Raw genomic sequence first — 14,927 nt, forward strand, 5'->3', positions numbered from 1 at the left:
GAACGCTTTCAATCTTCCGTTCGGTCTGCTACACTATAAGCGACATTTCCCGCAGAGGAATTTTGTTTTCATTCATAATACGGAACATTGTTCCTTAATAAGGAACAAAAGGAGGCCGCAGGCTGATGAGTATTATTCAGACGATTGAACAGGAGAAAATAGTGCCGATCATCCGCAGCAGCGACAAAACGCAGCTGCAGCAGGTGATTGAGTCGTTGTACGCCGGCGGGGCCCGGGTGCTTGAAGTGACGATGAACACGCCGGGGGCGCTCGCGGCGATTGAATGGGCGAAGGCGACCCACAGTGATCTGCATATCGGCGCCGGCACAGTACTGGACGCCGAATCTGCTCGCACTGCGATTTTGTCCGGCGCAGAGTTTCTGCTTGCTCCGACGCTTGACGCGAAGACCATTGAAACCGGCAGCCGCTACGGTGTACCGGTCATTCCGGGTGTGCTCACGCCGACCGAGATTCTGCAGGCGACCGAGGCCGGAGCGGAAATGGTGAAAATTTTCCCAATCCGCGCGTTCGGAGCGTCGTACTTAAAAGACGTACACGGTCCGCTTCCGCACGTGCGTGCGATGGCGGTGGGCGGGGTGTCGCTCGACAACATGCAGGAATACCTGCAGCACGGCTGGCATGCGGTCGGCCTCGGCAGCCAGGTGGTGGATCCGAAGGCAATGGAGCGCGGAGACATGAAGCAGCTGACCCGCAACATGGAGCAGGCCCGCGCCGTGCTCCGTGAAGGCGGTGGAACCCGATGAACGTCATTGTTATTGACGGCGGTACGACCAATACGCGTCTCCGGGTCGTAGATGCCGAGACACTCGATGTGAAAAAACGCGTCTCGCTTGATCAGGGCGTGCGCAACCAGGCGATGGAGCAGGACTTTTCATTGCTCGAGCGGCTGATCGATAACGAGCTCGATAAGCTGGCCGCTCAGTTTAAGTTCCGTGACGTGATCGGCTACGGGATGCTGACGGCGAACATCGGCATGCGCGAAGTGCCCCACGCGCCGTCGCCGCTTACGATGGAGGAGCTTGCTGCGCAAACAGTGCACGAGCGCTACAACGCCCGGCGCTGGCACTGGATTACGGGCATGAAAAACGGCGGGGAGCCGGTTGATGTGATGCGCGGCGAGGAAGTCGAAGCGTTCGGCATGCTGCGCCATACGCCGGCTGAAGGAAGCGGCCTGATTATTCTGCCGGGCTCGCATACCAAATACATCCGGGTCGAGGACGGCTCGCGGCTGCTCAGCTGCACATCCACCCTGGCCGGCGAAACGCTCTCCGCACTTCGGACGTCCACGATTTTATCCGATTCGGTCGGGCCGAAGCTCGTAGAAGCGCTCGAGCCGGAGGTGCTGATGGAGGGCTGGGAGCTGGCGGAAGCAGAAGGGTTCACGCGGGCGGCGTATTACGTGCGTCTGCGCCATCTGTTTGCTGATTACACGGAAAATGCCCGGGCGAATCTGTTGCTCGGTGCGGTATTATATGAGGATATGAAAGCATTTGAACACGCTGCTGACGGTGCCGGCTGGCTGTATCTTGGCGGCCACGGGGAGATGCAGGAGGCGTACCGGCACGTGCTGGAACAGAAGCAGGAGCGTCCGGTCCACGTCTTTACGAAGCATGATCTTGAAAAAGCGTCGCTGCAGGGAGCCCTGCAGCTGGCCAATCTGGAACAAACGAAAGGGGAACCCCGATGAAAATCCGATCCTACGAACTATTTCAGGTGCCGCCGCGGTGGCTGTTTCTAAAAATTACGACTGATGAAGGCCTCGAAGGCTGGGGCGAGCCGATCGTGGAAGGGCGCGCTGCTTCGGTCAAGGCGGCCGTTGATGAATTGATGGAATACATGATTGGGGAGGATCCGATGCGGATCGAGGACCACTGGAACAAGCTGTACCGCTCCGGGTTCTACCGCGGCGGACCGATTCACATGAGTGCGCTCGCCGGCATTGATCAGGCGCTCTGGGACATTAAAGGCAAATACTACAATGCGCCGATTTATGACCTGATGGGCGGCGCCTGTCGCGACAACATTAACATCTACTCCTGGATCGGCGGCGACCGTCCGAGCGACGTCGGCGCAGCGGCGAAGGAAACCGTGGATTCCGGCTTCCGGGCAATTAAAATGAACGGCACGGAGGAGATGCAGTACATTGATTCGTTCGATAAAGTCGAAGAAGCGGTCGCGCGCGTAGCGGCCGTACGGGAAGCGGTCGGCACAGGCGTTGGCATTGGCATCGATTTTCACGGGCGGGTGCACCGGCCGATGGCAAAGGTAATTGCCAAAGAGCTCGAGCCATATCATCCGATGTTTATCGAAGAGCCGGTACTGACTGAAAACATGGAGGCGCTGCAGGAGCTTCGCCAGCATACGCATATCCCGATTGCGACCGGAGAGCGTATGTATTCGCGCTGGGAGTTTAAGCATATGCTCGCGAACGGCTGGGTCGATATTATTCAGCCGGACCTCTCGCACGCCGGCGGCATTACCGAGGGCAAAAAAATTGCCACAATGGCGGAAGCGTATGACGTAGCCCTGGCGCCGCACTGCCCGCTCGGCCCAATTGCACTTGCGGCCTGCCTACAGGTGGACGCCACAAGCCACAACGCCTTCATTCAGGAGCAGAGCCTCGGCATCCACTACAACCAGAGCAACGACCTGCTCGACTATATTGAAGACAAAAGCGTGTTTGCCTATGAAGACGGCGCGGTGAAAATGCCGCAGGGGCCGGGTCTTGGCATTACGATCAATGAAGACTACGTGCGTGAGCGCGCCAGGGAAAGCCACAACTGGAAAAACCCGGTATGGCGGCATAAGGACGGCACGATTGCCGAATGGTAACAAGAAATCCAGCATGCGCGAGGCGTGCTGGATATTTTTATTTCTCCGATAAAAAGTCGGTGATACAGGCGAGCAGGTGCGTCGGCGCATCCTCCTGCACAAGGTGGCCGGCACCGGGAATAAGCTCCAGGCAGGACCCAGGGATAGCTTTATGCAGCGTATGGGCGCGGTCGACCGGAATCCAGGCATCCTTTTCGCCCCACACAATCAAGGCAGGGGCAGATACCTCCCCGTAGCGGGGTTCGATTGCGTCGGTATATTTTTGGTCGGCCTGGGCCATCTGCCGGTAAAAGGCGTGCTGTCCCTCCGTGCCGAGCCATGGCGCTTTAATGCCCGCAAGCGTTTCCGCCGTCATCGGCTTATAGGTCGCGCCCTGCACGTAGGCCTCGACCATCGCTTCATGAATAAAGTCCGGAACGCCCTGAAATGCGTCCATATGATGGGACACGTGGGTAAAAAACGAAGAGCCCCACGGGGCGACGGCCACCGGGTCGATCAGAATCATCTGTTGGAAGGAGCGTTCGTTTAACAAATGAGTAAGGAGCGCGGTGGTACCACCAAAGTCATGGCCGATAATGATAGGAGCTTCGAGGCTCCAGACGTCCAACAGCTCATCTAAAACCTGGTTTTGTACGCCGAGCGAGACGTCCTGGCTGTCTCGTTTCTCCGACTGCCCGTATCCCAGCAGGTCATAGTAGTAAATGGTATACGAGCGCCCGAGGGCCGGAAGCAGGTGGCGCCAGTTAAACGACGACCACGGCGTGCCGTGTATGAGCACGAGCGGCGGGCCGCTTCCTTGAACATCATAGCGGATGCTTCCGTACGTGGTTCGGATTTCCTTGGTTAAATTCCAGTGCTGCATGAACGTTCACCCCTTTGAAGTTTTTAACGCTTTCCGGATGCCGAGGAGGCATACGCCGGCTCCGGCACCGAGCCACACCATTGCAGCGAGAAACGCGAAGCTGAGGGCAGTCACGGCATCCGATGATTCCCACCATCCGTACACAGCTGCACCTGCCGCACCCAACAGCAGAAGTATACAGAAAACAGTCACGGTACGTCTCGGCCGCCGGCGGTTACGGGCGAGCAGCCGGCTGAACACGACAAGAAGCGCCGCTGTGAAAAAGACAGCGGCCATCACGCCGTAATGCTGAAACCATTCCATCGTAATCCCTCCATAGTGATTAGTGACTGAGCGCCTCGTTCACGGCTTCGAGCGCGTGGATGCGGGTCGTATCGATCACCGGAAGGTCGGTGTCCTCCGGGGTGACCAGCATGCCAAGCTCCGTGCAGCCTAAAATAACGCCTTCCGCTCCGGCTTTCTTAAGCTGGTCCATAACCCTGAGCAGATAGCTTTTGGATTCCGGCCGGATTGTACCGTGGCAGAGCTCGTCAAAGATGATACGGTTGATCTCCGTACGTGCTTCTGGATCAGGCAGCGTCACCTCCAGGCCGCCTGCCTGGAGCCCTTCAGTATAAAACATTTCCTCCATCGTATATTTGGTGCCGAGCAGGCCGACACGTGAAAGGTGCTGCCGGTGGATCTCACGAATGGTGGCTTCGGCGATATGCAGCACCGGAATATTTATGTAGCTTTCGATCGTCCCGGCGACCTTGTGCATCGTGTTCGTGCAGAGCACAATAAAATCTGCGCCCCCGCGTTCAAGGGCCGCGGCCGCTTCGCCGAGCCGTTCTCCGGCTTTCTTCCAGCTGCCGGAGGCCTGAATCTGTTCAATCTCTTCAAAGTCAACGCTGTACAGGAGGCAGCGGGCCGAATGCAGCCGCCCGAGCCGGCGGTTTACCTCTTCATTAATCAGCTGGTAGTACAGCGCGGACGACTCCCAACTCATCCCTCCCAGTAATCCAATCGTCTGCATTTTTTCTGTCCCCTTTCTGTCAGATAGCTCACATTTGGCGTTATATGCTTATATTACCATTTTTATCATACTTTATTGGCGTGACGTAGTTACTGTGTTATGCTTGGAATACTAGAAAATAGTTTTAGTATACATTTGGTAACTGCAGCTTAAGCCAAGGGCGATAAACATTCTGGACAAAAGCGCCGGTAATGTACTGCCGTTGAAGAGAAATACTGGTTATATGGATGAGCATATACGATTAACGAAATCTTGAAAAGCCTGCGCCAATATTTTGCGGCCGGAGCTTTGTGGAATAAGGAAAAGCATTTAAGTAAAAACAGGCGGGAATCTTCAGACAATCAGCGCTGACAGATAAGCTGCAGAGAGCCATACCTCTCTGTGGTTTTTTATATTTATACGTATTAAAAAGCCAGGCCGATGGCCAGAGTACAAGATAATACACCGGCAGTAGTTGAAAAGAAAAAAGCTTTTCTTCGCAGCCAGTACTAAGGAGGCTTCTTAGTGCTGGCTTTTTATCTGCCGGGCCATATCCTACAGAAAAGAGGCTGAAACGATGAGTTCTCCCGCATTTATTTACTGCTACAGCTCGAAGGAACGCGAAGTAATTGTAGGCCGGTGCCAGGACATGGATACTGAAGGATGGAAGCAAAAAGAGTATACGGTCGTGGAATGCAGCGATGAGGAGGAGCTGTATGAAGGAGTGAAAGGCTTCCGAATGAACGAGTGGATTGTGACGATTATGTCGAATCTCTCGCTGTTTGAAAAATTTCTGCATGAATCCTCCACTGTCACAGAAAGCAGGCAAAAAAACAGGTAATGTTTTCATCGATACTGAGAAAGCGGGCTGTGCTAACCATTGGCGCAGCCCTTTTTTATAAGCAGAAATATGAATTTGACATTCTCACAAAATTCCTCTATATTTATCGATATTGATAATCATTATCAATATTGTTTTTTATTACATAAACATATGTGGGGGAGAAAATATGGGCATTGTTCAACATCCAAAGCGTTTACTGGGAATGACAGCTGCTTCTATCGGAATCATGGGGGCTCTTGCCGGCTGCTCCGGGCAAAATGATTCCAGCGGCCAGGAATCATCGGGATCGGAAGAAAGCAAGGGGGAAGAGGAGATTGTGATTGAGCACGCCTTTGGGGAAACGGTCATTGAAGGAGAGCCGGAGCGGGTAGCGACGGTACAGTGGGGGAATCAGGACACGGTGCTTGCGTTGGATGAGGTGCCTGTCGGGTTTTCTGCCGCCAATTTCGGCGTGACGAATGACCAGGGGCTTCTGCCATGGACGGAGGAAAAGCTGGATGAGCTCGGTGCTGAAGATCCGAATGTCTTCCAGGACACGGATGGCCTGGATTTCGAAGCCGTATCGGACAGCAATCCCGACGTCATTTTGGCTGCGTATTCCGGTATTACCCAGGAGGATTACGATCTGTTGAGCGAAATTGCCCCGGTCGTGGCCTATCCGGAATCGCCGTGGACGACATCGTGGCGGGACCAGATTCGTCTGAATTCTAAAGGCATGGCGATGGAAGAGGAAGGCGAAGAGCTTATCACCGAAACGGAAAACCTGATCGAAGAGAAGGCCTCCGAATATCCGGAAATCGAAGGCAAAACCGTCGCATGGGTGAATTTTTCCGCCAACGATCTCTCTGAGCTGCATTTCTACACGCCAGCAGATCCACGAGTGTCCTTTTTAAATGAATTAGGGTTTGAAAACCCGGACAGCGTCACAGAATTAGTGGAGGACGAATCGGCATTTTCGGTAACGATGAGTGCTGAAAATGCGGATGCGCTTAACGATGTGGATCTTATCATGGGCTACGGGGATGAGGAGCTGTATGAAGCCGTCCGCGCCGATCCTCAGCTGGGACAGATCTCGGCCATTAAAGAGGGCAACGTAGCATTTGTGGAAGACGGCTCTGAACTGGGAGCGTCGGGCACGCCAACGGCGCTGTCGATTCCTTATACGATTGATGACTATATGGAATTGATCGGAGAAGCGCTCAACGAATCCGATGAGTAGTATCGTAAAGAAAAGAAGCGCTGCGAATGTTCATGTGCCGAGGCACCTGACGAAGGTGCTTGCTTTCTTTTCTGTTGCCCTTACTGCCTGTGTGCTGGCGTCGCTCGTGTTTGGTGCGCGGACGCTCACGTGGGAGGAAATAACAGCTGGATTATCCTATTCCAGTACGGAGTCGTATGCCGTGAGCGTCGTGCAGGAGAGGGTCCCCCGGACCGTGTTCAGCCTGTGCTGCGGCGCGGCGCTTGGCATCTCAGGAGCGTTGATGCAGGCCGTGACCAGAAATCCGATTGCTGACCCGAGCATCCTGGGGGTGAATACCGGGGCGGCACTGTTTGTGGTGGCCGGTCTTGCATTTTGGAATATAAGCACGGCCGGTCAGTACATAGGGTTTGCGATTGTAGGAGCCATTTTGACGGCCATTTTCGTGTACGGAATAGGGACGATGGGCCCGGCCGGCGCGACCCCGTTGAAGCTTGTACTCGCCGGAGCTGCGACAAGCGCTGCTTTGTCTTCGGTCATCAGCATGATTATTCTGCCGCGGTCGAACATTCTGGACCAGTTCCGGTTCTGGCAGGTGGGAAGCGTCGGTTCGGGCAGCTGGAGCAGCATATTAGCGTTTTCCCCCTTTTTAGTGGTTGGGGTAATCCTCGCTGTGCTGTCAGCTTCGGCATTGAATGCGCTCGCCCTTGGGGATGAGGTGGCTACCGGGCAGGGCGTCCGGACCGGGGTGCTGAGAATTATCGCCGCCTTTGCGGGGGTCATCCTGTGCGGTGCGGTCACGGCGCTTGCCGGGCCGATAGGCTTTATCGGGCTTATGGCCACTCATTTTATCCGCCTGCTGCTCGGGCCTGATTTGCGCTTGATTATCCCCATATCAGCGATGGTCGGAGCCATTATCCTTACGACAGCGGACGTTTTGGGACGGGTCATCGTCAGCCCCGGGGAGCTCGAAGCGGGTGTGGTGACGGCATTTATCGGCGCCCCGCTGTTAATCTTTTTAGCTATGCGAATGAAAGTGCGGTCGTTATGAATAATGTAATCAATGTAATCATTGCCGAACGGCGGCAGCGGCGCCGGAAATGGCTTATCGTTAATGCGCTTCTGGTAGTTCTGTGTCTCGCTCTCTGCGGTGCCATGCTGCTGCTCGGCAATACCATCTATTCCGTCCCGGAGGTGTTTCGGGCGCTGACGGGCGAGGCGGCAGGCAGTGCTTCTTTTGCGGTTAACACGATCCGGCTGCCGCGAATGCTTGCGGGGCTGCTGGCGGGCTTTGCGTTTGGTATCGCCGGTAACGTCTTTCAGACCATGCTGGGCAACCCTCTGGCCAACCCGGAAATACTGGGCATCACCGCTGGTTCGAGTGCGGCGGCGCTTTTTTGCATTCTGATTCTGCATACGAGCGATGCGATCGTTTCGGCTGCTGCGCTGGTAGCGGGGCTCGTTACCGTTATTATTATCTATGGTTTCTCGAAGGCGGGCTCGTTTTCCACGGGACGGTTGATTTTAATCGGTATCGGCGTGCAGGCGATGCTCACTGCCTTTATTTCGTATCTCCAGCTGATTGGGCGGCAGGAGGATTTGTCGAAGGCGCTGCAGTGGCTCAGCGGCAGCCTGAATGGTGTGCAGCTCGATTCCATGCTGCCGCTGATGATCGGTATCGTTCTCGGTGCGCCTGTCGTCATTGGACTCGGGAGGCATTTAAGCATCCTCGAGCTCGGAGAACAGTCGGCCGTCTCTCTCGGGTTGAATACGGATATAACAAGAATCCTGCTTATTCTAAGCTCAGTCTGCATGCTCGCTCTTGCAACATCGGTGACCGGTCCAATCGCTTTTGTGGCTTTCCTGTCCGGCCCCATTGCCAAACGGCTGACAGGAAGCGGCTTTACAAGCGTAGTCCCTGCCGGTCTGATCGGGACCAATCTGGTGCTGGCTGCGGATCTGCTCGGCCAGTTCGCTTTCGATACAAGATTTCCGGTCGGCATTATTACCGGTGTCCTTGGCGCCCCGTTTCTGCTGTATCTGCTTATTCGAATGAACCGAAAGGGAAGTTTATGATGAAATCAAGCCATCAGTTCCAAACAGAAGATATTGTTGCCGGCTATGAACAGAAAATGGTTCTTGATCACATTAATGTCGAGCTTAGAAGCAACCAGATCAATACGATCATCGGTGCAAATGCGTGCGGAAAGTCTACGCTGCTAAAAGCGATGGCCCGTCTGCTTAAGCCCCGTGAAGGGAAAATCACTCTCGACGGCAAAGCCATACATAAAATTCCATCGAAACAGCTGGCGCGGACGCTGGGGCTGCTGCCGCAGTCCCCCATTGTGCCGGAGGGCATCACAGTTGCGGACCTGGTCGGAAGAGGAAGATTCCCGCACCAGTCTCTTCTGAAGGGGTGGAGCCTGAAGGATTATCAGGCGGTGGCGGAGGCGATGGAGACCATGAATATCACTGAACTCGCGGAGCAAAATATTGATGAACTTTCCGGCGGCCAGCGTCAGCGCGTGTGGATTGCGATGGCCCTGACCCAGCAGACCGATATTTTATTTCTGGACGAGCCTACGACGTTTTTGGATATTACCTACCAGCTTGAAATCCTCGACCTGCTTACCGATTTGAACCGCAGGCATGGAACGACTATTGTAATGGTGCTTCATGACGTAAACTTATCCGCCCGCTACGCTGACCATATTTTTGCCCTCCGCGAAGGCCGGCTTACGGCAAGCGGAGCACCGTCCGAAGTGATCACGGCAGATATGATGAAGGAGATTTACGGGCTCGACTGTACGGTGATTGAGGATCCTGTATCGCTTTCTCCTATGGTCGTGCCAAAGGGGCGTTATCATAATGAAAGCGAAGGATAATAGCATTAACCACGTTTTTAAATACCATGAAGGCATGTCTGAGATCATTTCCTCCGGAAAAGCTGTCGCGATAATCTTTTTTAATTGAGACTGTTCCTTTAAAACGGGCAGTCTTTTTTGCTTTCACCAATATAGGAAAATTATCACGATGGTGGATAGGTTTATGCATAGAGAAAATTGGTTATAAAGGGTTTTATTAACGCAATAAACAGGAATATATAAGAGTTAAGCGCTTCGGGATGATATTATTTGTTACAAATAGTGAGTACAGATGAAGAAAAATAATTTCTATTATTGATTACATATACCTAAAACTTAAGGCATGTGGTAAAATGAGTCAATACTACGGCCACTATCGTTTGTTTACATAAATGCTCCAGAAAATATACTAGCGTTCATGAGCAGAACGGGGGATAAAATGAAGCATAAGGAAATAACGCAGATTAAGACCCAGGAAGTGGTGAAGCGTGTCAGTCTGGCAATGCTTGTTTTAATTCCGGTATTTATGCTGGTGAATTTTTATGATGTATTCTTTATGGGCGCACCGCTTGAAAGAGACGGGCTGATTACAAGACTGCTGACGGGCATAGTTCTCCTGGGGCTCGTTCTCTGGATAATATTTAAGCGCAGCGTGGAGCAGCAGGTGCAGCGAAACTACTACCATGCTTTATTTGACCAGCCGCTTTCCCCGGTATTTCTGCTGAATGACCGTGGCAAGGTGATTGAAGTAAACGAAAAGCTGCTTGAAATGCTGAATAAAGAACGTGATACAGTGATCGGCCTTTCGATGAAGGAATTAAATTTTACAGACCAGGCTCTGGTCGAAAAGTATACAGACCGGGTCATGAAGGGAAATTCCCAGCATTTCGAAGTAAACCTGCGGCGGCAGAACGATTCGGTCATGGAGCTTGAAGTAATGGCCAGTCCGGTTTTTATGTATAAACGCATTATTGGAATGATCGGCATTATCCGGGATCGTTCCAAGCATAATTCGAATGTTCGTAAGCTTGAGCGTCTCGCGAATGTGGACGGCTTAACGGGCCTGTCCAACCGGAGGGCATTTGATGACGCCTTTGACCGGTACTGGGCTGAAGGGATGGAACGCCAGTCTCCGCTTGCGGTGATGATGATCGATCTGGACGAATTTAAAAATTTCAATGACACCTACGGACACCTCGAAGGGGATGAATGCCTGAAGCAGATTGCCGGGGCTGTCCACGAGGTGTGCATGCGTTCCGGGGGCATGGCCTCCCGCTTTGGCGGAGAAGAATTTGCCCTGCTGCTTCCAAAAACAAACAACAAAGAAGCCCGGGCGATTGCCCACACGATCAGCGAGGAAGTAAGCAGACTGAATATTCGTCATGAAACGTCAAGAGTGAGCTCGAAGGTGACAGTCAGTATTGGCGTGAATGTCGTTGTGCCTGCCCTGCACCGCCACAGGGAGGACATGGTGCTCAAAGCGGACCAGGCCCTGTATGATGCGAAAAGCAGTGGGAAAAACATGGTGAAAATATAATAGAAGGCTGGACTGGATAAAGAGGTGACAGAGATGGACACCAGACAGCAAAAAGCTGTAAATAAAAAATCAATCTATGCAGGGCGCTTAAAGAAGGATCTCTTCGGCAGCGTCCTGCTTCTTTTAGTGACCATTATTCATTGGCTGTCAGCTGATTTCACAGCGGGGACCTATTTGTTTTACGGAGTGGTTTATATGGTCATGGCCCTGGAGGACGTATACATTTACCGGAAAATGAAGGCAGAGCAGAAATGGATAGAAAAGAGTATGCGGCATAAATGATAAACGAAGGGAGGGAAATGTCAGATGGTACTTACGATACACCGGTTAAATGAAAATGATATTCCGTCACTTGTAGAGCTCCCCCGGCAGGCCGGATGGGACTATGATGAAGCGGAAATGAAAGCGGTACTAGCTTCCGGGATAGTATACGGACATAAAACCCTGGAGGGCACGGTGGTCTCCAGCTCGGCTGTAGTTTCATACAAGGAAACGGCGGCGCTCGGACTCGTTATTGTCCGGAAGGATTACCGCCGGCGGGGCCTGGCCAGGGAAGCAGTGCAGGCGTGTCTGGATATTTTACCGGCAGATACCGGTGTTATGCTGTTTGCTACTGACGAAGGGAAGCCGTTATACCGCGAACTCGGGTTTGAAGAAGCAGGCAGGGTGTACAAATATATCGCTCAGGGGCAAGAGATGAAGAAAAACAGCACTGCTCTGCCGAATAACATAGAGGGGTATAAGGTTTCCGACTGGGAGAGCGTGAAGCACCTGGACCGCGAGGCGTTTGGGGAAGGACGGGATGTCTTTTTGCACCACCGGCTTCATCAGGCGCATCAGTGTCTTGTATTAAAGGATGACCAAAATCATCCGGCTGGCTTTGGTTTGTCGATCTGGAATGAAGATCAGCTGCTGATTGGTCCGGTCACGGCTCCAGATGAACGAGAGGCAGCTGCGTTAATCGAGCAGCTGATAGAGGCGCATTCGGTAAAGGTTCGGATCGATCTTACCGCAGAAAGCAGAATTATTACGTCCATGCTTGAGCAGTACGGCTTTGAAAAGCATAGCGAGCCGCCTATGATGAAGCGTGGCCCCTGGAATGCAGACACCCGGAACAGGGGTCTCTACGCTATCGCATCACAGATCTTCGGGTAAGGAGAAGGTCTTTCTTAAAAATAAATTTTCACAGGTGTTGCTGCCTGAAACAGGATTTATGGTGCCAGATTATGTTATTTTATTAGGAGAGAAGTGCGGGGCCATGAACATTTGACCGCCTTTTATTAATGGTGGGAACCGTGGGAGAGATATCATGATCAGTGGACCATTCACAACATCTATACTTCCAGGAATCATAGCCTTCCTTTTCACGCTGTTGTTTGTGCTGAAAGGATGGGCGCTCTGGGTCAAATTGCTGCCGGGCATTATACTTATGGCTTCAGCCATTTCCCTTTTTTATTACGGCTATATGCACGTTCGGGGGTTTGAGGGAGCATCGTATGGCATTCTCGGAGGATTTTTAAGCCTCTTTGCTATTGTATGCTTTGTAATGGCCGGATGGGATTTGCGTAATAGTAATTTTTTTAAGTAGCAGACGTTAGGGTACATAAGCTGTAAAAGGAGGTCTCTCGTAATGTGCGGAAGATACACCCTTGTTCATTCTAAAGAGGCGTTGGAACAGGCCTTTGGCGCAGCATTTCCGGAAGGGCAGGAAAGCTACAACATAGCCCCGTCCCAGAAAGTGCTGGCGGTAGCTTCCTCCACTGAACAGACGAAAGCCGGCTGGCTGCAGTGGGGGCTGATCCCGTCCTGGGCAGACGATAAGAAAATAGGCCATAAAATGATCAATGCCCGGGCAGAAAGTGTCGACACCAAACCGGCATTCCGCCGCCTGCTTGAGCGCCGGCGCTGCCTCGTGATTGCCGATGGCTTCTATGAATGGGACCGCGAAGGCGGGACAAAGCAGCCGTACCGGATAACGGTCGACAACGAAGCACTGTTCGCGTTCGCCGGGCTGTGGGACAGATGGGAAGGCGAGGAAGAAACGATTACGTCGTGCACGATCATTACGACTGAAGCAAACGATTTAATGCAGAGCATTCACCACCGGATGCCGGTCATCCTGGATGAAGAAGCACGACAAACCTGGCTCGACCCGCATGAAACCGATAAACAAGTGTTGAAATCGCTGCTGCAGCCATTCGACGATTCCCGGGTGACAATGTATCCTGTAAGCAATGAAGTAAACAGTCCAAAGCATAATCATGCCGCTTTAATAGAACGTGTGAAATAAAAGAAACAGCCCGGCTTTTCCTATTTTATAAGGAGAAGCCGGGCTGCTTTTGTATGGGCTCTGCGAAGCAGATCAGTTCGATGGTGTCACGATAGTGACGTCTTTCATCGAACTTCCTTTTTTTACCGAACGCTCTCCGCTTTTCCTGGTGTCCAGCTTCGCCACCCAGCCGTCCAGTCCATTGGCTGCATCCTGACTTCACCGTCTTACGACGCTTCCAGCCAGGATTACGCCAGCCGTCTGAGGCCTGCGGAGCAGGTCAGTTCGGTGGTGAAATGTAACTTTCACCACCGAACTTCCTTAAAGCAGGGTGGCTCCGCTTTTCCTAATGTCCAGCTTCGGTCCGCAGTCGCTCGTTCCGTTGACCCTGCCCTGCCTTAGGCCCACATGATGTGGGTCAGTTCGACGTTGCCACAGGACGTGGCGAGGTTAGTCGAACTTCCTTCGCAGGGCGTGGTCAGCCGTACGAGACTCCTGAACAGCGGACCTCCGCTTTTCTTATAGCTTTTTCCGGGCGACGGCTTTGCGTATTTTGGCCACGGCTTCCTGGGCCTGGTCTTTCTTTTTGATGCAGTAATTTACATACAGGCCGTCGAGGAGCGAAAGCTCGGCTAGTCTGGAGGCGAGCGCTTCGGAGCGGTATTCGGTTTCGCGCGAAATAGTTTGCAGCGTCAGGTCGGCCTTTTGGCTGATGGGCGTTTTGGCGTAGCTTGTGATTGCGATAATGCGGGCCCCCTGTTCTTTGGCTACATCCATCGCTTCGAGTACGTCTTCGTTGGCTCCGGAGTGTGAAATCACAATCGTGACGTCGTTTGGCTTTAGCTGGGACGCAGCCATCACCTGCCAGTGGGAATCGGTATAGGCATGGCTCGGAAGTCCGGTGCGCATAAATTTATGCTGGCCGTCCTGGGCAGTGACGCCGGAGCCGCCGCTTCCATAAAAATGAAGCTCTGACGCTTCAAGCAGGTACTGAACCGCCTGGCGGACCGTGCTTTCATCAAGCACCTCCTGGGTGTAGGTGAGTGCATTTTTATTACTTTGAAATACCTTGGACATAACCTCTGCTTCGGTGTCGTTTTCCTGGATCGTTTCATGAATGTCTTCGATCGGTTCTATAATGTCGGAAGCGAGCGCGATTTTCATCGCCTGATAGCCCTTAAAGCCGAGCCGCTTACAGAAACGGAAGACGGTGGCGTCTGCCAGGGAAAGCTGGTCGGCTACCTGATTGATGGTCGAGTGGACGATGGTTTCGGGATTTTGCAGCATATAATCGGCAATTTGCTTTTCTTTGTCGCTAAAAGTGTTGTACAGCGACTGGATGCGCTGACGGACGTGAGTCGTTTCGGTAGCCATGAGCATTCCTCCGGTGAAAAAAGTCTTACCTTCATCATAAAGGAATAAATTTCACTTAGCTAATGAAATGTACGAAAAAAATTTTCTTAAAACGCTTGCATAGAATTTTATTTCACGTATAATAACGAATTG

General features: G+C 52.6%; 16 protein-coding genes. 12 read left to right on the forward strand and 4 right to left on the reverse strand.

Features of this window, described 5'->3' with window-relative positions; translation table 11 throughout:
* The first annotated feature begins 125 nt into the window (after window positions 1-125).
* The 3 genes from SIC45_RS01910 to dgoD are packed head-to-tail and all read left to right on the forward strand — an operon-like array spanning window position 126 to window position 2,853.
* Window positions 126-764, forward strand: a complete 639-nt coding sequence (locus tag SIC45_RS01910; protein ID WP_319630884.1) for a bifunctional 4-hydroxy-2-oxoglutarate aldolase/2-dehydro-3-deoxy-phosphogluconate aldolase — start codon at window positions 126-128, stop codon at window positions 762-764.
* Window positions 761-1,708 carry a 2-dehydro-3-deoxygalactonokinase gene (locus tag SIC45_RS01915; protein WP_319630885.1) on the forward strand — a complete coding sequence of 316 codons (948 nt, stop codon included), beginning with the start codon at window positions 761-763 and terminating at the stop codon, window positions 1,706-1,708. The genes SIC45_RS01910 and SIC45_RS01915 overlap by 4 nt, the downstream gene beginning before the upstream one ends.
* Window positions 1,705-2,853 carry a galactonate dehydratase gene (gene dgoD / locus SIC45_RS01920; RefSeq protein WP_319630886.1) on the forward strand — a complete coding sequence of 383 codons (1,149 nt, stop codon included), beginning with the start codon at window positions 1,705-1,707 and terminating at the stop codon, window positions 2,851-2,853. Before SIC45_RS01915 ends, dgoD begins: the two co-directional genes overlap by 4 nt.
* Before the next feature lie 37 nt (window positions 2,854-2,890).
* On the opposite strand, the gene SIC45_RS01925 is transcribed toward dgoD, so the two are convergent.
* The 3 genes from SIC45_RS01925 to SIC45_RS01935 are packed head-to-tail and all read right to left on the reverse strand — an operon-like array spanning window position 2,891 to window position 4,730.
* On the reverse strand, window positions 2,891-3,715 hold the full coding sequence (locus tag SIC45_RS01925; protein ID WP_319630887.1) for an alpha/beta hydrolase: 825 nt from the start codon (window positions 3,713-3,715) through the stop codon (window positions 2,891-2,893).
* A gap of 6 nt (window positions 3,716-3,721) precedes the next feature.
* Window positions 3,722-4,018 carry a hypothetical protein gene (locus SIC45_RS01930; RefSeq protein WP_319630888.1) on the reverse strand — a complete coding sequence of 99 codons (297 nt, stop codon included), beginning with the start codon at window positions 4,016-4,018 and terminating at the stop codon, window positions 3,722-3,724.
* A gap of 19 nt (window positions 4,019-4,037) precedes the next feature.
* Window positions 4,038-4,730, reverse strand: coding sequence for an aspartate/glutamate racemase family protein (locus SIC45_RS01935; protein ID WP_319630889.1), 693 nt, complete (start codon window positions 4,728-4,730; stop codon window positions 4,038-4,040).
* Between the two features lie 556 nt (window positions 4,731-5,286).
* Here SIC45_RS01935 and SIC45_RS01940 point away from each other — a divergent pair.
* The 9 genes from SIC45_RS01940 to SIC45_RS01980 all read left to right on the forward strand — a co-directional run bounded on the left by SIC45_RS01940 (window position 5,287) and on the right by SIC45_RS01980 (window position 13,442).
* Window positions 5,287-5,550 (forward strand): hypothetical protein, encoded by a 264-nt coding sequence (locus tag SIC45_RS01940; protein WP_319630890.1) that lies wholly within the window; start codon window positions 5,287-5,289, stop codon window positions 5,548-5,550.
* A 169-nt stretch (window positions 5,551-5,719) separates the two neighbouring features.
* The gene (locus SIC45_RS01945; protein ID WP_319630891.1) at window positions 5,720-6,772 is read left to right on the forward strand and encodes an ABC transporter substrate-binding protein; all 1,053 of its coding nucleotides are present in this window, start codon (window positions 5,720-5,722) and stop codon (window positions 6,770-6,772) included.
* On the forward strand, window positions 6,765-7,802 hold the full coding sequence (locus SIC45_RS01950; RefSeq protein ID WP_319630892.1) for an iron ABC transporter permease: 1,038 nt from the start codon (window positions 6,765-6,767) through the stop codon (window positions 7,800-7,802). Before SIC45_RS01945 ends, SIC45_RS01950 begins: the two co-directional genes overlap by 8 nt.
* Window positions 7,799-8,827, forward strand: coding sequence for a FecCD family ABC transporter permease (locus SIC45_RS01955; protein ID WP_319630893.1), 1,029 nt, complete (start codon window positions 7,799-7,801; stop codon window positions 8,825-8,827). Before SIC45_RS01950 ends, SIC45_RS01955 begins: the two co-directional genes overlap by 4 nt.
* Complete coding sequence (locus SIC45_RS01960; RefSeq protein WP_319630894.1) at window positions 8,827-9,636, forward strand: ABC transporter ATP-binding protein; 810 nt, start codon at window positions 8,827-8,829, stop codon at window positions 9,634-9,636. The genes SIC45_RS01955 and SIC45_RS01960 overlap by 1 nt, the downstream gene beginning before the upstream one ends.
* Before the next feature lie 418 nt (window positions 9,637-10,054).
* Window positions 10,055-11,152 carry a diguanylate cyclase domain-containing protein gene (locus SIC45_RS01965; protein WP_319630895.1) on the forward strand — a complete coding sequence of 366 codons (1,098 nt, stop codon included), beginning with the start codon at window positions 10,055-10,057 and terminating at the stop codon, window positions 11,150-11,152.
* A 33-nt stretch (window positions 11,153-11,185) separates the two neighbouring features.
* Complete coding sequence (locus SIC45_RS01970; RefSeq protein WP_319630896.1) at window positions 11,186-11,434, forward strand: hypothetical protein; 249 nt, start codon at window positions 11,186-11,188, stop codon at window positions 11,432-11,434.
* Between the two features lie 24 nt (window positions 11,435-11,458).
* Window positions 11,459-12,307 carry a GNAT family N-acetyltransferase gene (locus SIC45_RS01975; protein WP_319630897.1) on the forward strand — a complete coding sequence of 283 codons (849 nt, stop codon included), beginning with the start codon at window positions 11,459-11,461 and terminating at the stop codon, window positions 12,305-12,307.
* Window positions 12,308-12,782: 475 nt separating this feature from the next.
* The gene (locus SIC45_RS01980) at window positions 12,783-13,442 is read left to right on the forward strand and encodes an SOS response-associated peptidase (RefSeq protein WP_319630898.1); all 660 of its coding nucleotides are present in this window, start codon (window positions 12,783-12,785) and stop codon (window positions 13,440-13,442) included.
* A 498-nt stretch (window positions 13,443-13,940) separates the two neighbouring features.
* On the opposite strand, the gene SIC45_RS01985 is transcribed toward SIC45_RS01980, so the two are convergent.
* Window positions 13,941-14,795, reverse strand: a complete 855-nt coding sequence (locus tag SIC45_RS01985; protein ID WP_319630899.1) for a MurR/RpiR family transcriptional regulator — start codon at window positions 14,793-14,795, stop codon at window positions 13,941-13,943.
* Window positions 14,796-14,927 lie beyond the last annotated feature (132 nt).

The sequence above is a fragment of the Marinococcus sp. PL1-022 genome (assembly GCF_033845285.1).
GTDB lineage: Bacteria > Bacillota > Bacilli > Bacillales > Marinococcaceae > Marinococcus.